The organism is Streptosporangium lutulentum (assembly GCF_030811455.1).
Lineage (GTDB): Bacteria > Actinomycetota > Actinomycetes > Streptosporangiales > Streptosporangiaceae > Streptosporangium > Streptosporangium lutulentum.
The window spans coordinates 1,820,283-1,841,135 of record NZ_JAUSQU010000001.1; the positions used below are offsets into that span (position 1 = coordinate 1,820,283).

A 20,853-nucleotide genomic window follows, 5' to 3' on the forward strand; every position below is an offset into this window, starting at 1 on the left:
GCAGGTGATCGTCCGGCGTTCCGCGCTGCCCGGGCCGGGCGTCGACCCGCCGGTCCGGCGCGTCCGTCGGCGGATCGGGACGAGTGACCGGCCTCACGCCGGCCTCGTCTCGCCGCTGCACGACGATGGAGACTCCGATGTGCTCACGCCACATTTCTCCGACCAGACGAGGAGCGCCCGATGCCGATCATCATTCCCGAGGACCCGTTTCACCGGCGGCTGCACCACATCGCGCCCGGGGGGCTCACCTCGGAGACCGCCCAGACCGGTGGCATGCGCCGCCGCGCGGCGATCAGCGGTGCCACCGTCGGATCCAGCCGCCTGTGGATGGGCCAGACCCACGTCGCCCCGGCCACCGTCACGGCCAACCATCACCACGGTGAGTCCGAGACCGCCATCTACGTGGTCAGCGGCACCCCGTCGTTCGTCTTTCTCGACCTCGAGGGGGAGGAACCCGCCGAGGTGCGCATCGACACCAAGCCGGGCGACTACATCTTCGTGCCGCCCTACGTCCCGCACCGCGAGGAGAACCTCGATCCCGGTCTGGAGGCGCTCGTGGTGATCGCCCGCAGCACCCAGGACGCCATCGTCGTCAACCTCGACGAGCTGACGTGGAACGGCCCGGTCCTGACCTCACAGTGAGTTCGCGAGTGACCTCACTGTGAGGTCACAATGAGCTCGCGAGTGACCTCGCGCTGACGGGGAGCCGAGGACCCGGGCCGGTCGCGGGCCTGGGGCGAGGGGAGGCCCGAAGCCTCCGGGCCCGACCGGAGGCGGCCGATGCCGCCTCCGCGTCACCCGCCGCCCTACTCTCCGTACTTCTTGGCGTACAGAACGACCGGCGTGTCGGTCGGGAACTTCCGGCCGGCCGCCGGACTCTGATCGGTGATCACCCAGTTGTGGTCATTGACCTGGAACCGGTTCTGGCCGGTGGCGTCCTGGTCGTCCAGGACGAAGAAGCCCGCGGCCTGCATCGCGTTCTGCCCCTCCTGCAGGCTCATGCCGATCACGTTGGGCAGAGCCCGCATGTCCGGAGCGGACCCGCGGGCCTTCGCGGAGGTCTCCGCGGCGCCCTTCGCGGCGGTGGCGACGGGGGCGGACTGGGGCGCCAGGACGGCCGAAGCCGGGGCGGCGGCGTCCGCGCCGTCCCCGCAACCGGTGAGCACGGCGCCGAGCGAGACGGCGGACAGGACGGAAAGGGCGGACAGAAGGCGGCTGACCTGCATCAAAGATCTCCCGAGACGAGGACGAGGGGAGGAACCGCCGGAAGACGTACCCCGATCGCTCTCGGTTATCCATCGCCACTCTCCGTCGTTTTCCCAAGATTTCGTACCTGTCGGCCCGGGAGACGCCGCCCGGGACCGCCGGAGATCCGCGCGGCGGATCGATCGGGGCTCGCCCCGAGATTCCGGTCATGTGAAATGTCGGGAAAGAATCCGGCTTTGTGAAATCTCGGCCTTGACCATCGCCGGGGGCCGAACCAACGATCGAGCTACAGCCTTCGTTTGTCGAGGAGTGGCGATGAAAGCCGTACGACTGCACGAGTACAAAAAGCGCCCGGTCGTCGAGGACGTCCCGGAGCCCAAGGTCAGCGGGCCGCTGGACGTGCTGGTCGAGATCGGCGGCGCCGGGCTGTGCCGTACGGACCTGCACATCGTCGAAGGCCAGTGGGCCGAGAAGTCCGGTGTGGCCCTGCCGTACACGATCGGGCACGAGAACGCCGGCTGGGTGCGGGAGGTCGGCTCGGCCGTGACGGGCGTCGAGCCCGGTGACGCGGTCATCCTGCACCCGCTCATCACCTGCGGGCTGTGCCGGGCGTGCCGCGCGGGCGACGACGTGCACTGCGTCGACTCGAAGTTCCCCGGTATCGACACCGACGGCGGCATGGCCGAACTGCTGCTCACCAACGTCCGGGCGGTGGTCAAGCTGGATCCCTCCCTGCGGCCCGCGGACGTCGCCGCGCTGGCCGACGCGGGTCTCACCGCCTACCACGCGGTGCGCAAGGCCGTGCCGCTGCTCTACCCGGGCACGCAGGTCGTGGTGATCGGCGCCGGCGGGCTGGGCCACATCGGCGTGCAGTGCCTGGCCGCGATGGTGCCCGCCGAGATCATCGTCGTCGACCGGTCGCCGGACGCGCTCGAACTCATCAAGGAACTGGGCGCCACGCACACCGTGCGGGCCGACGGCGGGCAGGCCGACGCGATCGCCGACCTCACCGGCGGGCAGGGCGCGCACGTGGTGCTGGACTTCGTCGGCGAGGGAGGCACGGAGGCCGAGGGGGTGGCGATGCTGCGCCGCGCGGGTTCGTACTTCGTGATCGGCTACGGCGGCCGCGTCGACATCCCCACGATCGACGTCATCTCCAGAGAGATCAACGTCATCGGCAACCTCGTCGGTTCCTACAACGATCTGGACGAGCTGATGGCCCTCACCGCGCAGGGGAAAGTCACCCTGCACACCAGGACGTACCCCCTCGAATCCATCAACGAGGCCATGGACGACCTGGAGAGCGGGCGCCTGCGGGGCCGCGGGATCCTCGTACCGGCAAGGAGCTGAGATGTACGAAAAGGACGGTCAGCGGTATTTCATCGTCGACGGGCACATCCACTTCTGGGACGCCAGACCGTCGAACCAGGCCAACCGCTACGGCGAGGGATTCATCAACTGCTTCTACGACTACCACCGCAACCTCTCGCCGGAATCGGAGGTCTGGTCGCTGGAGGACTTCTGGTGGCAGAGCGAGGAACGGATCCTGCACGACCTGTTCGAGGTCGGTTATGTGGACAAGGCGATCTTCCAGCCGACCTACCTCACCGACTTCTACGTGAACGGCTTCAACACCACCGAACAGGACGGGGCGCTCGCGGAGAAACACCCCGACAAGTTCATCGTGAACGGGGCGTGGGATCCGCGCGACGGCGAGGAGGGGCTCGACAGGCTCCAGGCGCTGGCCGAACGGTGGAGTCTCAAGGGCGTCAAGCTCTACACCGCCGAATGGAAGGGCGCGTCGAAGGGCTGGAAACTGTCCGACCCCTGGTCCTACCGGTACCTCGAGAAATGCCAGGAACTGGGGATCCGCAACATTCACGTCCACAAGGGGCCGACGATCTACCCGCTCAACCGGGACGCCTTCGACGTGGCCGACGTGGACGAGGCCGCGAGCGCGTTCCCGGACCTGAGGTTCGTCGTCGAGCACTGCGGGCTGCCCAGGCTGGAGGATTTCTGCTGGATCGCCACGCAGGAACCCAACGTCTACGCCGGGCTCGCGGTCGCGCTGCCGTTCATCCACACCAGGCCGCGCTACTTCGCCCAGATCATCGGCGAGCTGCTGTACTGGCTCGACGAGAACCGGATCACCTTCGCCAGCGACTACGCGATCTGGACGCCCAAGTGGCTCATCGAGCGGTTCGTGGACTTCCAGATCCCGGAGGACATGCGCGGGGAGTACGGCGAGATCACCGTCGAGGTGAAGAAGAAGATCCTCGGTCTCAACGTCGCCCGGCTCTACGACATCCCGGTACCGCCGGAACTGGACGTCACCGACGTCCACGCGGGCAGCGGCGAGCCCGTCGCGTCCGGGCCGAAGGCGCCGGCGTGAGCATGCCCTCTCCCCGGTACGACGGGATCTGGGACGCCCTGGCGAGCGTGCGGGACCCGGAGCTGGACGAGCCGATCACCGAGCTCGGGTTCGTCAGGGAGGCCGAGGTCCGCGACGGGCGTGCGTCGGTACGGCTTCGGCTGCCGACGTACTTCTGCGCGCCGAACTTCGCCTACCTGATGGTCGCCGACGCCCACGACGCGGTGCGGGCGGTCGCGGGCGTGGTCGCGGCGGACGTCCGGCTGGAGGACCACTTCGCGTCCGACGAGATCAACGCGGGGGTCGCGGAAGGCGCGGGGTTCGCCGGGTCCTTCCCCGGTGAGGCCCACGGAGGACTCGAGGAGCTGCGTCTGACGTTCCGGCGCAAGGCCTATCTGGCGAGCCTCGACCGGCTGGGCACCCGGTTGACGGCCGAGGGCGGGCAGCCCGTGCGGCTGGGCCTGGGCGACGTCCCGGAGTCCCCGGAACTGGCCGGGCTGCTGCGCCGCCGCGCCGAACTCGGGCTGGACTGCTCACCGCGGTCGCCGCTGCTTCTCGACGAGTACGGCGAGCCGATCCGCGCCGAACAGGCCACGCTACGGCTGCGCTTCGCCCGCGCCGTGCGGGTCAGCATCGAGGGCAACGCCGGCTTCTGCCGCGGGCTGCTGCACACGCGCTATCCCGAGTCGGCGGCCGACGAGAGGTAGTTCCCTGACGAGGGTGCCGTCCTGACCGGTGAGGCTGCCTAAGGCCTCGAGTTCCTCTACCCGGAGAACATCGGTTCAGGCAACCATTCTTTCAAGGTCGCCAATCGGCCCAAGGGTCGCCAACGTCACATGACAGGAGTAGGTCCCTAGTCCCGAGCTGGGGAAACACCGATCCGCAGACCGTGAGGACTCTCGCGAATAGCAGGAGTCCAAAGCTCCTGATCTTGAACCGCGACAACTATCTCTGCAGGGTCAAGGCGGCCCTGGTGGGCCGCTGGCGTTCACGGGCCGGGCTGCGGCTCTCCGGCCGGTCCCGGCCCGCAACGCCACGACCTGATGGGCGGTTGCCGAAAGAACGAAGTCGTTCGTCGATGAGAACTAGGGCCCGGCGCTCGGGTCAGCGCGATGGAGTCGGCGTTGACGATCGGATGTGCGTCAGACACGAGGGTTGTCGAGGATGACGACGGGCGCATTTTCCACGTCCAGCCACTCGCCCCGAAGGCTCATGCCGGTGGCCGCCTCGATGAAGGCGAACGCCGCGCTGCGCTTGCCGCAGTAGTCCTCCGGATCGAGACTGTCGAGCACAGCGCGGAAGTCGGCCAGGATGCTCGAATCGCCCTGCTCAATTCTGTGCTCGGTGAAGATGAAGTCACGCATCCACGCCCTGATCTCGCCGTCGGCCGCGTAGAGGATCGTGTATCCCCCGTTGAAGTGCCAGGTCGTCATCCACACCCGTGACTGCTTGCTGAGCTCGGTGAGGATGTGGTCAGGCGTGGCGAAGCCGTAGGCCAATTCGAGGAAACCCCAGGCTCCTTCGCCCTCGAAGACGAAGAGAACGGGCCGGTTCTCCTCATAGGCCTCTTCCGTGGGATACGCCATGATGCGCTGCTCGGGATCGCGGCCTCCGTTCAGCCGCCGCAGGAGATCGTCTACCGTGCTCTCCTCGTCGAGAGGTTGCACCACGGTCCAGCAGAGCGCGTCCTCCAGCCACTGATACCGGTTGAAGAGACTGCGATAGTGATCGATCACATGATCATTATGGCGGAAACCGCCGGGGACAAGCCCGCGCTGATCACCCCTGCCGACGCGGATTGCCGAAAGAATCTCCTTGGGTTTCGTCGTGGCGGCCGCGGGTCGCCGGCGCATGACGCAATGGGTCGGATACATCCCGAGGCATGGGCAAACACACCCTGTGGGACGAGGAAGCCGCCACCCGGATCCAATCCACTGCGGCGAGAAATCTCAGCAGTCCCAGCCGCCCGCGACGGTCTGGACCACAAGGCCCAATCGGAGGCGGACAAGAACGAGCGCGACCAAGACGACGAGCAGGACGACGACCGCTGATCGCGAGTTGCCGAATTGTTCTTATAGGGGTTCAAGCGGCGGCGCGCCGCGCCGCCGTACCCGGCCCTCTGCCGCCCGCCGCCCGGGCGTGCGGCGTGGGCGCCGGTCCCGGCTGGCGGCGCCCCGGGCCGTCCACCGACCCGCGCACCCGCCGTAGCCAACGTGCGCGCCGACCTCAGCGACGCGCCGTCGCTCGCGCTCAGTCTGGACGCCGGATCATCACAGCGGCCTGAGGCTGCGGTTCATAGAAGCGCCCCACCGTCGCGATCTCCTCCGGCGAGCATCGCCACAGGAACTTGACCTCGGAATTCCGCTTCACCAGATCCACGGTGCACGCCACGGCAGTCACGGCCGGAGCGGCCGCTGAACCGATCCATACATCGATCCCCTCACCGTCACCTCCCTGCGTGCCCCTCAAGAAGCCATAGTCGAGCGGATAGACGAAGCTCCCCACCTTGGGATGAGCAGAACCGGCAGGGCGGTCGACCACGATCTCAGCGGTGCTCACCAGAAGGTCCGCTTGCTCCCACAGTGACAATCGCGCCCACGCCTCGAAATCAGCCACAGCTGCACCGTACTGGCCATGATCCGTCAAAGCACAGCCTCCGGCGGGGGCACTTCGGCTCCGGGATGATCGCCAGGAGCAAGAGCCGGGTTCGTAGGTGGCTGGGGGACGGGAAGACCGGGCGGGGGAGGCGTGTGCGTCCGCACGGGGTTCTCAGGTCGTGCCATTCGCGTGCCAGTAAGGCCGGGAAACAACGGGGAATGACGGGGACTCACGGACAGGGTGAGACCATCTCTGACCAGCGCCGCAGCAGCTCAGCGGGTCGCGTACCGAGATCTTGTAAACTGTAGGTCACGCATGGAGTGGGATGTGCTGGTCAAGCGCGTCGCAGCAGACATCGAAGCCGCCGTGCCGGGGGTATTCGACCTCACCGGCCTGCGGACAGTAGTAGATGTCCGAGCACCCGCAGTCAAAGAACTCGGGCAGGGGATCGGGAAGGCTGTTCATGATTGTGGACATGTGTCGAGAATCCCACGTTGCGAGGTAGGGCCGGGGCGACCGCCGGGCCATTAGCGGGCCATTAAGGATGGTCAACAGCGGTCAGTCACGGTCGCTCGTGGGGAGTCCGCCGCCCAGCTCACGGCCCGTACAGCCCAAGATCGGGCTGATTTGCAAGCAGGATGTCAGCGGTTCCTTGAGGTCGGTCGGTCTGTGTGGCGAGGGCGTTGCCGTCGTGCCGTAGATTGTCGAGTGCGGCGCCCTGAGACCCATCCCTATGAGCGCTTCCGCCAATTTTTCCTCACGCCATAATTTGCCATCCGGAAGAAACGCGCTGTTTGCTGAGGAAGACAAAGGCCCCGTCGATGCGATCGGCTTTATGTTATACGAACATGGAGTCGAACCATCCAAGAAAGGTGGTATTTCGTGTTCGATGAGATCGTTCGCCGTTACGCAGAGTTGATTGACTTAATTACGTGGGAGAGCATCGCGTACACGGTGACGATTCCCGACTCCGGCGTTCTGACGGTCGAGGACGCGGTGCGCCGACTCCGTTACGATCCTGCCGTACTGTGCGCTCCAGGAGAGGTGCTTCCAGATGACCTCGCCCTTCAACAGGTCGGCACGGGCGTCGTCACGTGGTCGAACAACCCTTACGACAACGGCAAGGAGGTAACCGATCGACTCGGCGGCAAAGGTTTCCGGCACTGGTATCTGGCCGGGGACATCGAAGGAAACACCACCATTTATGCCCGCTACGGAGACAGCGACGGGCAACTTGATTTCCCCGAGCCCGGTTGGATACCTTTCACTGAATGGACAGACCACCTCGGTCCTTTGACTCCCTATGCCGAGCTCTTCGCCATCGTCTACGACACTGAGGTGTGCACTAAGGGCACGTGTTTGGCGGTGATTGAGTTGGAAAGCGGCGTTCGCCTGGGCGAGGACCTGCTGAATGGACCAAAAGTATACTTGCCGATGTCCAAGTAACTTTCGCCTCGTCTCATCTTCTCGTAACGGGCTGCCTTAGAGGGACTTCGCCCAGGAACGGGCCACATTCGCAGGCATGCCAAGTTCGGTTTGCGCGAGCTGGATTACTTGCTCCTCGTACCCGCGAACCGTGAGCTGGTGGACGCGTCCGGTGAGCTCCTCGGCTCTGATTTGGTCGGTGTATTGGAGTACGCGACGCTGTCTGAACGCCCGGATCATGCCCACACCCATAAGGCGACGAAGCAGATGAAGAGTCTGGTGAAGACTAAGCCGATGACTTCGGGGAGCGAGAGATCGAATAAAAGATGATCATAGGATCGAGCCGCCGCCCCGATGAAGGTTCCTCTAGCCTCGATCTTTCGTGATCTTCGTGTGGTCGGCTGAAGCATTTGGCTGAGGCGTGATTTCGCTTCCTGGTCAGCGTGGTGGCCCGGCTGTCGCGCCGGGTGGGCGGGGTTCCACGAGCCCGTGGGTGTCCTTTCTTGGTCGGTGGAGCGGCTTGATGCTGGTCAGGGCGGTGCCGGCAGGGCTTGCAGGCGGGTGACGGCGGCGATGATCTGCGGTGCCCAGGGCCATCGGGCGGCGATGCGGAGCCGGAGCCGCCGGCCGCCGTGGACCAGGCGTCCGGCGACGGCGAACAGGCGCAGCCGCAAGCGTTTGGGCTCCCAGCGGCGGGCCGGGCCCTGCAGGGCGAGCATCTGCATCCAGGCCATGAGGTCGCCGGCCAACGCGACGATCTCGCACCACATCTGGTTCTGGGTGAAATCGTGCAGCGGCAGGTTGCGCAGGCCGGTGTCCTTGGCGCAGCGGATGCGGTCCTCGGCGCGGGCGCGGCGACGATGGCGCAGCTCCAGATCGGCGAGCTGGCCTTGCTTGGTGTTGGTGACGAAACAGGTGAAGCGGTGCCCGCCGGGGTCGGTGAAGCGCAGCCGCGCACCGGGGTGCGGGCGCTCCCTGCGGACGATGACGCGCATGCCCTTGGGCCAGGAGGTCAGGTTCGCCAGGCCGGTGATCTCGGCGACCCAGGCGCCTGCTCTGACCTGCCCCTCGGCGTCGTAGGCGGGTGTCCACGCGCTGGCGGGCAAGCGACCGATCGCGGCGCCGATGTCGTCGGTGATGGTGAAGCCGATGGAGTATTTCAACCACCGGCCTGGACGGGTCAGCCAGGTGAGGAACTCATGAGTGCCGCCGCCTGAGTCGGTGCGGATCAGAATCTGACGGCGTCGGGCCCGGGGCAGTTGGGCCAGGGCCAAGACGGTGGCGTTGATGTGGTCGGTGGCGGTGTTGGAGCCGGCGTTGCCCGCTCGCAGCACCAGGGCCAGTGGCTCACCGGCTCCGTCGGTGCCGTGGTCGGCGAAGGCGGTCATGGGGTGGAAGCCGAAGGTTTTCTTCCAGGTCGGGGTGGCGTTTTCCTTCTCAGAGTGGGCGATGACGATGGTGGCGTCCAGATCGATGGGGATTAGCTGGCCGTCGGCTCCGGGCGCGGCTGACGCGGCGAGGGTCCAGGCGTGTTCACGGGCGATGGCGCGTGCGCGTCGAATCGCTTTCAGGGCTTTGGCGGTGTCGGTGGCGAGCCGGTCGATCAGCCGGGAGACGGTCGGGTCAGAGGCGATGGGGCCGAACAGTTCCGGCTGAGAGCGCAGTATCGCGATGTCGGCCAGGCAGTCGCCTCCCAGGGCGAGGCTGACGGCGAGATCAGCGATGATCTTTCCGGGATCGTGGATCGCGCGGGCCGGTCGCCATCGTTGCAATTGCTCCGACAGGGCCTGGTCCAGGCCGGTGACGCGCAGCGTTTCCAGCAACAGCAGCGCGCCTGATTGGGAGATGAGCCCGGAGCCGTCGGCGGACATGACGATCTTGGGTCGCGAAGCGATAGTCTTCACGTGAAAAGTGCCTCTTGAGCTGGTGTGGACGGGACCTTAGACAAGTCCGATCATCCCAGTTCAAAGGCACTTTTCTCATGTAAACGATCAAGGCTGGCGATATTCACCGTGAAAGCCCGAGGCTAGAGAGGATCGCCACGGGTTGCAGTTTGGGTTGCAGTTCCCTGCCGTACCGTCCTGTTCCAGCAAGACCGCTTAGCCGCATTGGTCCACATGGCACTACCCGGAACCACCAGGCTCCGAGCTGCTACCGGTGCTCTGTTAAATCCGGACGTAGAGGTTGAGTGCGTGTCCGGCTCCGACGGCGGCAAGAAGGTGCTGGAGCTCAGGGGGCGGGGGCGCGTTGGACCAGGCACGCCAGTAGCGCTGGAGCCGTATCCAGGGGGTGAGCCAGCTTCGCACGTGGCGCAGCGCTGACGGCCAAGACGGCCGGAGCCGGCTGTCGGAGCTGATTTTTCCCCCGGCCCTCGGCGGCCTGCCCGCCGTTGGAATAATTCTCACCCGGTGAAGGCGGCGGTTCATCGCCCGGATCCGTGGTGCCATCGGGTGGGCTACCGGCCAGCCAGGTGTGCCAGCAAAAGCGAAGGGCCTTGGCCCCAAAATGTGGACACCAGCTGTCATGCGGCGAGCAGGACCCTATCGGACCGCTGCTCGTAGGTGATCGGGCTGAGGTAGTTCAGGCTGGAGTGCCTCCTTCGGGTGTTGTAGCGAGTGATCCACTTGAAGACCTCCAGGCGAGCCTGGCGGGCCGAGGACCAGCGTTTGGCGCCCTGCAGCGTCTCGCGTTTGAGAGTGGCGTTGAACGCCTCGGCGGCAGCGTTGTCCGCGCTTGTCCCGACGGCGCCCATCGACTGGCGAACACCGAACTCCTTGCACACGGCGGCGAAGTCGGCGGAGGTGTATTGCGCCCCGTGATCGGAGTGAAAGACCGCCCCGGCCAGGTCACCACCCCGCGTGGCGGCGGCTGCCCGCAGCGCGTCGGTCACCAGCTCGGTGCGCATGTGATCGGCGATCGACCAACCAGCCAGGCGACGTGAATGCAGGTCCAGCACCGTCGCGAGATACAAGAACTGTCCCTCACCGACGGGCAGATAGGTGATGTCGCCCACGTACCGCTGGTTCGGCGCGGCCGCGGTGAAGTCCCGCTTGATCAGGTCGGGCATCTTCTGATGGGAGGGCTCGGGCACCGTGGTGCGGACCCTCTTACGCAGATGCAGCCCGACGATGCCGAAGACCCGCATGATCCGCGCCACCCGCTTGTGATTGACCCGCCGGCCCGCATCGCGCAGCTCGGCAGTCACCCGCGGGCTGCCGTAGGTGCCATCGAAGTCGGCGTGGATCTGCCTGATCTCCGCCGCGAGCGCAGCGTCGGCCGCCGTCCGCACCGCCCTCGCCGGTGTGGCGGCCACCCACCGATAGAACCCCGACCGGGAGACCTCCAGCACTCGGCACAGTCGCTTCACCCCGAAGGCGTCACGGTGATCGGCAACGAACTGGAAGCGACTCACCAGTTCGTCTCCCCGGCGAAATACTTGGCCGCCCGCCGCAAAATCTCGCGCTCCAGCTCCAGTTCCCGGATCCGGGCCCGCAACTGCTTGTTCTCCTCTTCCAGCACGTTGCCGGAGGTTACCAATCCCGTCGGCGGCCTCTTCACCGAGCCCGTCTTCGGAGCAGTGCCGGCAGACCGCGCCTGGTGCACCCACAGGCGCAACGTCTCACGGTTGACGCCCAGGTCCTTGGCCACCGACGCGTACGTCCGCGACGGGTCCGACAGATACAACGCGACGGCGTCTGTCTTGAACTCAACTGAGTAGGCCTTCATGGCCACGAGGAACTCCTTGGTCTCCAGATCTCTATGATCTGGCACTCAAGATGTCCACACCTCGGGGTGAAGGCCCGAACGCGGCCATCACCAGGGTTTGGTGGCGGCGGATCGCCACCGAGGAGCGGACCTGGAAGTCGGCCCAGCCGAGCTCGTCCTTGACCTGTTTGTAGCCCTGCTCGATCCAGCCGCGTAGGCCGTACAGGCGCACGACCTGCGCGAGATCGGCTGGGGGGTGCGACGAGTCGGCGGCGGCCGATCCGTGCGGGCGCGGCAGGTTGGTGGTCAGATACCAGGTGCTCTTATCCGGCAGCGTCGCCGGGTCGGTGGTGGCGATCACCAGCCGGTAGGGCTCATCAGGGCCCCACGGACCGAGCCGGGCATCAGCCGCCCACCAGGTTTCATGGTGGCCGTCGCGGAAGCGGCGCTGCACGCGGGTCCAGTCGGCGGGATCGTCCGGGCCGCCCCAGACCAGGGCCCGGGCGGCGTCGATCGGGGTGTGGTCGGCGCAGGCGGGCGCCCACAGGCCCTTGCGCCGTTTGAGCGCCAGTACATAGGCCAGTCCCAACTGCCGTAGCTCGCGCCGGTAGTCGTCGTTGTCGCCGTAGGCGCAGTCGCCCACCACGGCGGTGAAGGGGATCTGGGCCTGCAGTGCCTTGCCCACCAAACGCGCGGCGATCTTCGGTTTGGTGGCGAACGCCGGATCATTCGTGCCGCGCGGCAGGCGGCACGCGGGCCTTCACCCCGAGGTGTGGACATCTTGAGTGCCAGATCATAGAGATCTGGAGACCAAGGAGTTCCTCGTGGCCATGAAGGCCTACTCAGTTGAGTTCAAGACAGACGCCGTCGCGTTGTATCTGTCGGACCCGTCGCGGACGTACGCGTCGGTGGCCAAGGACCTGGGCGTCAACCGTGAGACGTTGCGCCTGTGGGTGCACCAGGCGCGGTCTGCCGGCACTGCTCCGAAGACGGGCTCGGTGAAGAGGCCGCCGACGGGATTGGTAACCTCCGGCAACGTGCTGGAAGAGGAGAACAAGCAGTTGCGGGCCCGGATCCGGGAACTGGAGCTGGAGCGCGAGATTTTGCGGCGGGCGGCCAAGTATTTCGCCGGGGAGACGAACTGGTGAGTCGCTTCCAGTTCGTTGCCGATCACCGTGACGCCTTCGGGGTGAAGCGACTGTGCCGAGTGCTGGAGGTCTCCCGGTCGGGGTTCTATCGGTGGGTGGCCGCCACACCGGCGAGGGCGGTGCGGACGGCGGCCGACGCTGCGCTCGCGGCGGAGATCAGGCAGATCCACGCCGACTTCGATGGCACCTACGGCAGCCCGCGGGTGACTGCCGAGCTGCGCGATGCGGGCCGGCGGGTCAATCACAAGCGGGTGGCGCGGATCATGCGGGTCTTCGGCATCGTCGGGCTGCATCTGCGTAAGAGGGTCCGCACCACGGTGCCCGAGCCCTCCCATCAGAAGATGCCCGACCTGATCAAGCGGGACTTCACCGCGGCCGCGCCGAACCAGCGGTACGTGGGCGACATCACCTATCTGCCCGTCGGTGAGGGACAGTTCTTGTATCTCGCGACGGTGCTGGACCTGCATTCACGTCGCCTGGCTGGTTGGTCGATCGCCGATCACATGCGCACCGAGCTGGTGACCGACGCGCTGCGGGCAGCCGCCGCCACGCGGGGTGGTGACCTGGCCGGGGCGGTCTTTCACTCCGATCACGGGGCGCAATACACCTCCGCCGACTTCGCCGCCGTGTGCAAGGAGTTCGGTGTTCGCCAGTCGATGGGCGCCGTCGGGACAAGCGCGGACAACGCTGCCGCCGAGGCGTTCAACGCCACTCTCAAACGCGAGACGCTGCAGGGCGCCAAACGCTGGTCCTCGGCCCGCCAGGCTCGCCTGGAGGTCTTCAAGTGGATCACTCGCTACAACACCCGAAGGAGGCACTCCAGCCTGAACTACCTCAGCCCGATCACCTACGAGCAGCGGTCCGATAGGGTCCTGCTCGCCGCATGACAGCTGGTGTCCACATTTTGGGGCCAAGGCCCCGCGGCCGTGTACGGCTGGGCATGCAACGGCACATACAGCCGCTCATCGGCCCACAAGGTGGTCACGGTGACGATCCCGTTGTCGGTCTTGCCGAGTCGGCCCAGCCACTGCCGGGACACGTGATCGGTGGCGTGCCCGTCCTTGCGGTCGCCGCTGTCGTCGATCACCAAAACCCCGCCCCGGTGCGGCGCGGTCGCCGGATCGGCCCGCAGCAGCGCCACCCGCCGGTCGTTGACCGCCTCGGGGTCCCACACCGATTCCGACAGGAAGTACTGCAGCCGCTGCACCGCCGGATCGTTGATCCCGACCATCGGCTCGGCCCCGGCCAGGCAGGTCAGCGTCTTGTTGCGTTCGCGTGGCAGCAGCAGCCCGGCCAGATACTCGCGAAACCCGCGCCGCTGCCCGAGCGCGGAGAACACGTCATCGAAGCGTGCCGCGTAAGCCTCCAGCGGGCCAGGCGCCACCGGAGTTGGCAGACGAGCGGTCATCACCCACCCCCGAATCACCCGAACGGTCATCAATCAGGTGATACCCGGCATCATCCTTGATCCAACGAACTACCGGTAATGCGGTTTAGAAGCCTTGGCTGTACTGAGTGAGAAATCTAGACATTAGGGCGGATCGAGGGTCGCGAGTTCGATCTAGGCGATGAGCCTGTCCAGCAGGCTGGGTTGATCCTGCCTGACCTGAGGCGGTTCTTGGACAGGGCGCCCAGTCGGTCGATGCGCACACGGCAAAGTTGAGCAGCCCGATGCTCCGATTGCCATGATTCCGCTGCCCTGCGAAGATCTCGGCTAAGACTTGGAGGGGTGGATGGCTGACCGGTGGAGCACGCACGACATTGAGCTTCATCCTGAGTCTGTGATCAAGAGATTCCGGTCGTGGGAGCGAGGAGAGCCAGAGGCCGAGTGGCGGGCGCTGACCCTGCTGGCCAAATACGCTCCCGGACTCGCTCCGCACCCGCTGCACGCCGAACTAACGGCGTACCCGGCGATCACCATGTCTCGCCTTCCCGGGACGCCCTTGCGCGGGCAGACCCTCACATCGCAGCAGCTCGCCATGCTGGCTGAGGCAATAACGACGCTGCATGCGGCCGTGCCCGCCCGTGTGTTGGAGGATCTTGCCCCGCGGCGTGGCCACCCTGCCCAGATCATCGATCTGCTCCGGAGTTGGTGCGCAGAGCTGTCGCTCCATGACGCCGACCCCGAGGTGACCCAGGCGTTTCAGGCGGGCAAGGCATGGCTGGACCTAACCGGTGAGGAGATCGCTGAAAATCCGGGAACCCCAGTATTCGGAATCGGGGACGGCAACTTGGCGAACTGCCTGTGGGACGGCTCTCGGATCCGGCTGGTGGACTTCGAAGAGTCTGGACGTAGCGACCGGGCCTTCGAACTTGCCGAGGTCACCGAGCATGTCTCCGCGTGGGTTGATACCGATCTCGATGTCCTTGCTTTACTCGGCCATTTCGCCCTGACCCCTGCCGAAACTCGCAGGCTCCGCGACTGTCGCCGCCTGCTGGCTCTCACCTGGCTGATCATGCTCATGCATGACGACCCCGTTCACCCGCGCAACCCGTCCGGCACCGTGGAACGCCAGGCGGCTCGGCTGCTCACTCGCCTTGGGTAATCATGATCGGCCATACGATCTACTTCGCCATAACGTCCAGCTTTCAGACTCAGTACAGCCACGAGTACAGCCAAGAGGGTGAACGACGGCGGAACTCAGCGAACGTCCACGGACACCGCGCCCGCAGGCCAGAACCTCAGACCCCGATCGAATCGACTACTTTTAATCCGTAGGTTCACGAGTCGAATCTGAGCCTTGTTGCCTCCATGGCATCACCCCCGGGAGCCTGGCGGGTCAATGGTGAGATCTTCAGGCTGCGGGAGTGAGGCCGGCTCGTCATCGACAGAGTAGACCTCAAGGTACGAAAGATGACCGTCCTTGACGAAGAGCAAGACACCGTCATCGCGCCCGCGCACGCCAGCGGAGATCAGCACCCCGTCTTGTACCGGGGAGGCGAGCGCACGAGGCCCTGTTCCTGCCCGAAGATCCACCGTTGCACATCCACACCCACACCGTCCGGCCACAATTGCCGAAGGGACCTGAGCGCGAAGTTCATCCACGCCAGGGAAATCTTGTGTGAGAAGAGCCAGGATGACGGCTTGCTCCTCGGCTGACAGATGGCGTTCACTGATCGACACATCGTCAAGGTATCGAACCGGGCACGCGGGATATATGCGGGATGATCTTCTGCTGGCGGTGCCAAGAGGAAGGTTCCTGCCCTGTTCAGAGCCGCCCTGTTCTCTCGAAGTGCAGCCCTCTTGAAAACCGCTAGGCCGGATCCTGGCGATCAGCTCCTCGGTACCCTCGACGGGTGATCGATCACGGCATCGAGTTTCCTCAGTACCGCCTGCATGTTGTCCCCGCGGTCCTCGCACTTGCGAGCCCTTCCTGGCAACGTGAGGTGTGGCTGAACCCCGATGAGTTCGAGGATCTCGGCTATGTGGTGCACGTCCTCTTCGATGACTTCTGCGATGCACGCGCCCCACGGTCCTGGCTGGGAAAGAGCCTGCGCACAGACGAGGAGGTCTCGTTGATGGCAGACCTCGGCGCCGCCTATTCCCAGGTGCAGGAGTCAGTGGGTGCTACCACCGGAGACAGAGCGTACGTGGAATCGCCCGGCTGGCCAGCTGTGCTGGCTGCAGCGGCGCGACTGGCTCAAGTGCTGGTGACGAACGACCTCACCGCTTTGAGCAAGCTGCATGACGCCGGACATCGCTGGCCACCATCAACCAGGTCAACGATGCCCGAATCATCGTGACCGCATTCCGCGTCATGGGAGCAACCAGATGAACAGCGCCGCTGCGGCGCTACTGAAGACGTAGCTGACGGCTGGCCGCGGGGATTTTAGAAGCCGGTCTCTCAGCCTGTAGCAGACAAGAGAATGAATATAAGGCTGGCGTCATTTGGCGAGTCCCAGTACATGAAGAGGCGTGGCGGCGCCGTCCCTCCAGATCCCACGCCGCCACGCCCGTCTACCGGACACCCCCAGACAGCAGAGCTATCCAAACGGTCCGAGCTTCATTGACCGACCAGCGCGGAGACTCGTGCACCGTTGCGTTGCCGTCGAGCTGGAGGGTGCGGCGAATGAACCCCTGGCCGCCGCCGGAGCACAGTTCATAGATCGTCGCCCTGCACGCGCACGTCCAGGCCAGTGGCCGCACCCGCTCTGGCGTCCGGTACGGCTCTCGCCAGTTCAGGCGCACGTGGTCGCGTTGGGGCATCGCCACGTGTGGGCTCAGGCACCGCTCAGAGGTGACCACGGCGAGTTCCCGATGAGTCACGGTCACAGGTCTGGCGGAGGGACCGGCCGATCCGCTGGGCACAGCAGAGCAGTTTCAGGTATCTGAAAGTCCCCGCCGTCGCGTCCGCAGGAGCTTCGGCTGGCGTTCCGCTGAACCGGGCCTCCCAGGTGCCGTCAGGGCACCGGGTGACGTCGAACTCGGGGATGCTCCAGTCAGCCATGTCCGTCATCATAGGAGCACATGTAAGCACCTGTAAACACTAGTTAGTTAACGTCATATGACGTCTGTTTCTATCTTTGCAGGTCAAGGTATATCTAGCCTTGGGATCATGTTCAGGTACGACCCACGCAAACCCAAGTGGTCACAGATCGCCGAGGAGATCCGCAGGCGGATCGACACGGGCGAGTACGACGCCGAGACCCTGCTCTCCGAAGTCGCCATGGAAGAGGAGTTCCAGGTCTCCAGGCCGACCGTCCGCAAGGCCATGAAGGTGCTCCGCGACCAGGGGTGGGTCGTGACCTCGCAAGGCATCGGTTCGTTCCCGACCACCGCAGAGGAACGGGCAGCCAACCCGAGCGCTTCACAGTAAGCCAGACGAGACCAGATCAGCCGAAACAGTCACCGAGTCCCTCACCTTCCCGTCACCGCCGTTCGACCTGGCGAAGGAGATGAACTCTCCCCCGTGGTGTCGCCGGCCGAACTTGCTTCGCGAGCCCTTCGGGTGCCTATGGCATTCCGCCGGCCACGCCACGCGGCACGTAGGTGAGACCCGCAGTCAGCCGGGGTCGGGCTGTTCACGTTCCCGGGCGATCCGGCGAGTGGTGGCGATGCGCTGCCGGGCGAGTTCGGCCCAGAACGGTTCGCCGTACCGGTGACCGCTTCCGCCGTAGCGCCACTGAGAGAGCGTGAGCGTCTCCTGCTCGCCAGGAGCCGGAAGGCCGAGGATCATCCGGGCCTGTTTGGCGCGGTAGTCTGCGCGCGCCTGGCGCAGCGCTCCCAGGATGGAGTCCCCTCGGCGAGACAGCTCCCGGTCATCCGTCTCCGCGAGACGGGCGGCCTCGAGTACTTCCCACTCGGCGCCAAGCACCGTTACACCCGAGCGTGATCACTCGTCGGGCCACGCGTTCTTTCGTCAGTGCAGCAGCTCGAAGGGGTTGACCACGGACACGCCCGTCCCTTCGAAGTCCTTGACGTTCCTGCTGACCAGGGTCCACCCGTTCACCCTGGCCGTCGCGGCGATCAAACCATCTGCCGTGGGGAGCGGGCGGACGGCGTTCAGCCGCCCCCACTCCTCCGCGACCTCGGAGGTGACGGGAACGATGCGGTCGCTGAACTGCCGGTGAAGCCCGTGGAGCCAGCGCTCCAGAATCGTCGCCTGTGCGGGGTCGTCTCGTCGGCGGCGCTCGACCCCGCAGCGGATCTCACCGACCGTCAGGCTGCTGAGGTAGAGCGTGGGCCCATGAGTCCCGCCTATCCAGTCCTTGACGTGCGGGCTCCCATTTCGCTTGCGTGCTTCGGAGACCACGTTCGTGTCGAGCAGGTAGCCGATGCCCATCAGTCGAAATCCACCTCTCGGGGAAGGTCTCGGTTCCGAGGGAACTCAATGTCGTCGTCCCAGTCGGGGGCGGCGAGAAGGAACCGTCCGAAGTCGGGAGTCTCGCCCCTGAGGCGGCGGTACTCGGCGATGTCGATGACCACGGCCACCTCCTCTCCGTGCCGGGTGACCACCTGGGGACCCTCGCTCACCGCCCGCCGTACGACCTCGCTGAAGCGCTGCTTCGCCTCCTGAACCTGCCACCCGCCCATGAAGACCCCCTGTCTAGTCTGTCTAGACTCAGGATAGGGCAATGCAAGATCACATACAGCGACAGGCGCCGCTCGGTCGATACTGATTGCCCGCGTTACGCGGGCCACCCGGAAATCACAGTTTTAACTTGCGTTGTGCCCCCTGGAAGTTCCCGCCGGAGAAAGGCCGATCATCGTGATCTCGCCGGGTCGGCGAAACAAGAGCGTTTCGCCGAGCTGCGAAGGAGCATGATCAGAAGATCGCGGCGATGGGTGAGATGCTGCGGATCTCGAACGGCCACTCATTGCGTGCTCGGTCATGGACGTGCGTTCCGGGTTAAGAATCGTGCGCTTCGGGTAAATTTCCGAGTCCTGCTCCTTGCGATCATCACCGGTGGGGCGCCGCTGTGAGACATTGGGCGCCCCGGACGGCATCACCACCGCGTTCTTCCCGGCGGTGGCCAGGCGCTCACGTCGACGCCCTTCGCGTTTCCATCGTTTCGCTCACGCCCTCAGGAGATCCTCGTGTCCGAACACCCGCACCAGATCCCCGCCGAGGCGAAGGGGAGCGATCAGACCGGCGCCGGTTCGTCGCCGGGCCGAGATCTCCCCGGCGACGACAGGCCCCAGGACGGCGCCAAGGTCTCAGGCACGTCCCGCGACAGGGTGGTGACCTCGCATCCCGTGATCGAGGCGGTGCTCGCGCGGTACGCCGAGGTGATCGGCGCCGATCTGGGGGCCTACCGCAACCATGTCTACCGGGGGCTCACCTACCAGCAGCGGTTGCTGGGACGCGACGAGGTCACCAACGATCTGGCGCTCGCCTGGGCGGTGCACGACCTGGGCATCTGGACCGCCGGCACGTTCGACTACATCGCGCCGTCCGCCGACCTCGCCAGGAAGCACGCCGCCGAGGCCGGGGTGGAGAACCTGCCGCTCGTCATCGAGATGGTGGAGCTGCACCACAAGATCCGCTCGGTTGAGAACCCGCTCGTCGAGACCTTCCGCCGCGCCGACCGTACCGACGCGTTCCGGGGCAATCTGCGCGGGCGCCTCAGCCGTGCCGACGTCGCCGAGGTCACCGAGGTCCTGCCCTACCGTGGGTTCCATCGCTTCCTGTTCCGCCAGACGGCCCGAAATTTCGTACGGCACCCCCTGAGGCCGCTCCCGATGTTCCACTGGTGAACCCCGGGCCGAAGCGTCCGGACGCGAGAAGTCGTCGCCCGCGCGTCTCACCGCCTGAGGCCGGGCGGCGGAAAGCCCGTCAGCCGGAGGGAGGCTCGGGCGGCAGCTGACGCCGGGAGGTGATGGAGAGCTTCTGGAACACCTTGCGCAGGTGGTACTCCACGGTTCCGGCGCTGATGTAGAGCTGACCGGCGATTTCCCGGTTGGTGGCGCCGCGCGCGGCGAGCTGGGCGATGCGCGTCTCACGCGGGGTGAGGCGGTCGGCGGTCTCGGCGGTCCGCCGGGGGGTTCGGTGGCCGATGGCGGCGAGTTCGCTCCGCGCACGCTCGGCGAAGGCGCCGGCTCCCATCGTGGTGAACATCGTGTGGGCCGTGTGGAGGTGGTGGTGGGCCTCGGTTCGCCGGCGCTCGCGGCGCAGCCACTCGCCGTACAGCAGGTGGGCGCGGGCGAGGTCGGTCACGATCCTGGTGCGCTCAAGGCAGGCGATGGCCTGGAGGTGGTGCTGTTCGGGCTCGCCGGCCAGCAGGGCCTGGGAGCGGGCGAGCAGACCGAGCGCCCAGGGCGTGCCGACGGCGGTGGCGCGTTCGGCGAGCCGCTCCAGCGCGGCACGCGCCACGGCCGGTTCGCCGCCGCGCGCCGCGGCCTCGACGAGGTCGGGCAGGGCCGGGTTGCTGAAGAGGGGCAGGTCGTCGTCGAAGACCTGGCGGGCGCTGGTGAGAGCCTCGCGATAGCGCCCCCGCCCCAGCTCCAGCACGGTGAGCGCGGTCCTGGCCAGCTGGATCGGATAGCCGCCGATCGTCCCCGGTTCGCCCGGTCCCATGGTCAGGCCGGTGACCGCGTCGTGGGCCCGGACGTGATCGCCGCGCCAGGCCAGGAGGGTGACGCGGCTGGGCCGCGCGAAACGCCTGGCCCCTCCGATCACGGCTGAGAGCTCGTGGAATTCGGCGAGATGCGCGTCCGCGGCGGTGAACCGCCCATGCCAGATCTCCAGCATCGCCAGGCCGTGCAGGGCGGCGCGCAGCGTCTGCAGGTCGCCCCGTTCGCGAGCGTGGCGTGCCCCGTTCGCGGTGATCGCGCTGACGGCCTCGTCGTCCCAGAGTTCCGCCGCGGCGATGAGTCCCAGCACGATCCAGGGCGAAGGATGTTCCGGCGTGGCCTCGTTGCGGCGCAGTGCCTCCACCGCGTCCCGCAGCATCGGGACG

At 66.2% G+C, this 20,853-nt stretch carries 21 protein-coding genes and 2 pseudogenes; 10 read left to right on the forward strand and 13 right to left on the reverse strand.

Annotation, left to right across the window (positions count from 1 at the left end; all coding sequences use genetic code 11):
- Positions 1-180 precede the first annotated feature (180 nt).
- Positions 181-642 (forward strand): cupin domain-containing protein, encoded by a 462-nt coding sequence (locus tag J2853_RS07590; RefSeq protein WP_307556254.1) that lies wholly within the window; start codon positions 181-183, stop codon positions 640-642.
- 164 nt (positions 643-806) lie between these two features.
- On the opposite strand, the gene J2853_RS07595 is transcribed toward J2853_RS07590, so the two are convergent.
- Positions 807-1,226 carry a PASTA domain-containing protein gene (locus J2853_RS07595; RefSeq protein ID WP_307556255.1) on the reverse strand — a complete coding sequence of 140 codons (420 nt, stop codon included), beginning with the start codon at positions 1,224-1,226 and terminating at the stop codon, positions 807-809.
- 295 nt (positions 1,227-1,521) lie between these two features.
- On the opposite strand from J2853_RS07595, the gene J2853_RS07600 reads away from it, so the two are divergent.
- Genes J2853_RS07600 through J2853_RS07610 form a run of 3 tightly spaced genes read left to right on the forward strand, consistent with a single transcriptional unit; the run spans position 1,522 to position 4,284 of the window.
- Positions 1,522-2,556: an NAD(P)-dependent alcohol dehydrogenase gene (locus tag J2853_RS07600; protein WP_307556256.1), complete on the forward strand. Its 1,035-nt coding sequence runs from the start codon at positions 1,522-1,524 to the stop codon at positions 2,554-2,556.
- Position 2,557: 1 nt separating this feature from the next.
- Positions 2,558-3,598 (forward strand): amidohydrolase family protein, encoded by a 1,041-nt coding sequence (locus J2853_RS07605; protein WP_307556257.1) that lies wholly within the window; start codon positions 2,558-2,560, stop codon positions 3,596-3,598.
- Positions 3,599-3,600: 2 nt separating this feature from the next.
- Positions 3,601-4,284: an iron-sulfur cluster assembly protein gene (locus J2853_RS07610; RefSeq protein ID WP_307568626.1), complete on the forward strand. Its 684-nt coding sequence runs from the start codon at positions 3,601-3,603 to the stop codon at positions 4,282-4,284.
- A gap of 435 nt (positions 4,285-4,719) precedes the next feature.
- On the opposite strand, the gene J2853_RS07615 is transcribed toward J2853_RS07610, so the two are convergent.
- The 3 genes from J2853_RS07615 to J2853_RS07625 all read right to left on the reverse strand — a co-directional run bounded on the left by J2853_RS07615 (position 4,720) and on the right by J2853_RS07625 (position 6,652).
- Positions 4,720-5,313: a hypothetical protein gene (locus tag J2853_RS07615; RefSeq protein WP_307556258.1), complete on the reverse strand. Its 594-nt coding sequence runs from the start codon at positions 5,311-5,313 to the stop codon at positions 4,720-4,722.
- A 514-nt stretch (positions 5,314-5,827) separates the two neighbouring features.
- On the reverse strand, positions 5,828-6,193 hold the full coding sequence (locus J2853_RS07620; protein WP_307556259.1) for a hypothetical protein: 366 nt from the start codon (positions 6,191-6,193) through the stop codon (positions 5,828-5,830).
- 291 nt (positions 6,194-6,484) lie between these two features.
- On the reverse strand, positions 6,485-6,652 hold the full coding sequence (locus J2853_RS07625) for a hypothetical protein (RefSeq protein ID WP_307556260.1): 168 nt from the start codon (positions 6,650-6,652) through the stop codon (positions 6,485-6,487).
- A gap of 405 nt (positions 6,653-7,057) precedes the next feature.
- Between J2853_RS07625 and J2853_RS07630 the strand changes: the two genes are divergently transcribed.
- Positions 7,058-7,621 carry a hypothetical protein gene (locus tag J2853_RS07630; RefSeq protein WP_307556261.1) on the forward strand — a complete coding sequence of 188 codons (564 nt, stop codon included), beginning with the start codon at positions 7,058-7,060 and terminating at the stop codon, positions 7,619-7,621.
- A 509-nt stretch (positions 7,622-8,130) separates the two neighbouring features.
- Here the strand turns inward: J2853_RS07630 and J2853_RS07635 are convergent.
- The 4 genes and pseudogenes from J2853_RS07635 to J2853_RS07650 all read right to left on the reverse strand — a co-directional run.
- The gene (locus J2853_RS07635) at positions 8,131-9,504 is read right to left on the reverse strand and encodes an IS1380 family transposase (RefSeq protein WP_307556262.1); all 1,374 of its coding nucleotides are present in this window, start codon (positions 9,502-9,504) and stop codon (positions 8,131-8,133) included.
- 261 nt (positions 9,505-9,765) lie between these two features.
- Positions 9,766-9,906 carry a hypothetical protein gene (locus J2853_RS07640; RefSeq protein WP_307556263.1) on the reverse strand — a complete coding sequence of 47 codons (141 nt, stop codon included), beginning with the start codon at positions 9,904-9,906 and terminating at the stop codon, positions 9,766-9,768.
- Between the two features lie 215 nt (positions 9,907-10,121).
- A protein-coding gene (locus J2853_RS07645) for an IS3 family transposase (RefSeq protein WP_307568558.1) occupies positions 10,122-11,332 on the reverse strand; the annotation gives its coding sequence in 2 pieces (ribosomal slippage) (positions 10,122-11,023 and positions 11,023-11,332; 1,212 coding nt in all).
- 70 nt (positions 11,333-11,402) lie between these two features.
- Positions 11,403-12,059, reverse strand: a pseudogene (locus tag J2853_RS07650) (IS701 family transposase); the annotation flags it as partial.
- 70 nt (positions 12,060-12,129) lie between these two features.
- Between J2853_RS07650 and J2853_RS07655 the strand changes: the two are divergent.
- Positions 12,130-13,340 (forward strand): IS3 family transposase gene (locus J2853_RS07655; protein WP_307568558.1). Its coding sequence is split into 2 segments (ribosomal slippage): positions 12,130-12,439 and positions 12,439-13,340, totalling 1,212 coding nucleotides; the frame shifts between segments, so codons are not numbered across the junction.
- A gap of 32 nt (positions 13,341-13,372) precedes the next feature.
- Here the strand turns inward: J2853_RS07655 and J2853_RS07660 are convergent.
- Positions 13,373-13,861, reverse strand: a pseudogene (locus J2853_RS07660) (IS701 family transposase); the annotation flags it as partial.
- Positions 13,862-14,234: 373 nt separating this feature from the next.
- On the opposite strand from J2853_RS07660, the gene J2853_RS07665 reads away from it, so the two are divergent.
- The 3 genes from J2853_RS07665 to J2853_RS07675 all read left to right on the forward strand — a co-directional run bounded on the left by J2853_RS07665 (position 14,235) and on the right by J2853_RS07675 (position 17,270).
- Complete coding sequence (locus J2853_RS07665; RefSeq protein ID WP_307556265.1) at positions 14,235-14,999, forward strand: aminoglycoside phosphotransferase family protein; 765 nt, start codon at positions 14,235-14,237, stop codon at positions 14,997-14,999.
- Between the two features lie 751 nt (positions 15,000-15,750).
- Positions 15,751-16,197 carry an SCO4402 family protein gene (locus tag J2853_RS07670; RefSeq protein WP_307556266.1) on the forward strand — a complete coding sequence of 149 codons (447 nt, stop codon included), beginning with the start codon at positions 15,751-15,753 and terminating at the stop codon, positions 16,195-16,197.
- 812 nt (positions 16,198-17,009) lie between these two features.
- Positions 17,010-17,270 (forward strand): GntR family transcriptional regulator, encoded by a 261-nt coding sequence (locus J2853_RS07675; RefSeq protein WP_307556267.1) that lies wholly within the window; start codon positions 17,010-17,012, stop codon positions 17,268-17,270.
- Positions 17,271-17,456: 186 nt separating this feature from the next.
- Here the strand turns inward: J2853_RS07675 and J2853_RS07680 are convergent, their stop codons facing one another.
- From J2853_RS07680 to J2853_RS07690, 3 genes are read right to left on the reverse strand one after another with little or no spacing between them, the layout of a single operon-like run.
- Positions 17,457-17,768: a hypothetical protein gene (locus J2853_RS07680; protein WP_307556268.1), complete on the reverse strand. Its 312-nt coding sequence runs from the start codon at positions 17,766-17,768 to the stop codon at positions 17,457-17,459.
- 45 nt (positions 17,769-17,813) lie between these two features.
- Positions 17,814-18,236, reverse strand: a complete 423-nt coding sequence (locus J2853_RS07685) for a type II toxin-antitoxin system VapC family toxin (RefSeq protein ID WP_307556269.1) — start codon at positions 18,234-18,236, stop codon at positions 17,814-17,816.
- A complete protein-coding gene (locus J2853_RS07690; protein ID WP_089207040.1) occupies positions 18,236-18,487 on the reverse strand; it encodes a type II toxin-antitoxin system Phd/YefM family antitoxin in 252 nt (83 codons plus the stop codon). The genes J2853_RS07685 and J2853_RS07690 overlap by 1 nt, the downstream gene beginning before the upstream one ends.
- 504 nt (positions 18,488-18,991) lie before the next feature.
- On the opposite strand from J2853_RS07690, the gene J2853_RS07695 reads away from it, so the two are divergent.
- Positions 18,992-19,651, forward strand: coding sequence for a hypothetical protein (locus J2853_RS07695; protein ID WP_307556270.1), 660 nt, complete (start codon positions 18,992-18,994; stop codon positions 19,649-19,651).
- Between the two features lie 79 nt (positions 19,652-19,730).
- On the opposite strand, the gene J2853_RS07700 is transcribed toward J2853_RS07695, so the two are convergent.
- Positions 19,731-20,846: a helix-turn-helix transcriptional regulator gene (locus J2853_RS07700; RefSeq protein ID WP_307556271.1), complete on the reverse strand. Its 1,116-nt coding sequence runs from the start codon at positions 20,844-20,846 to the stop codon at positions 19,731-19,733.
- Positions 20,847-20,853: the final 7 nt, after the last annotated feature.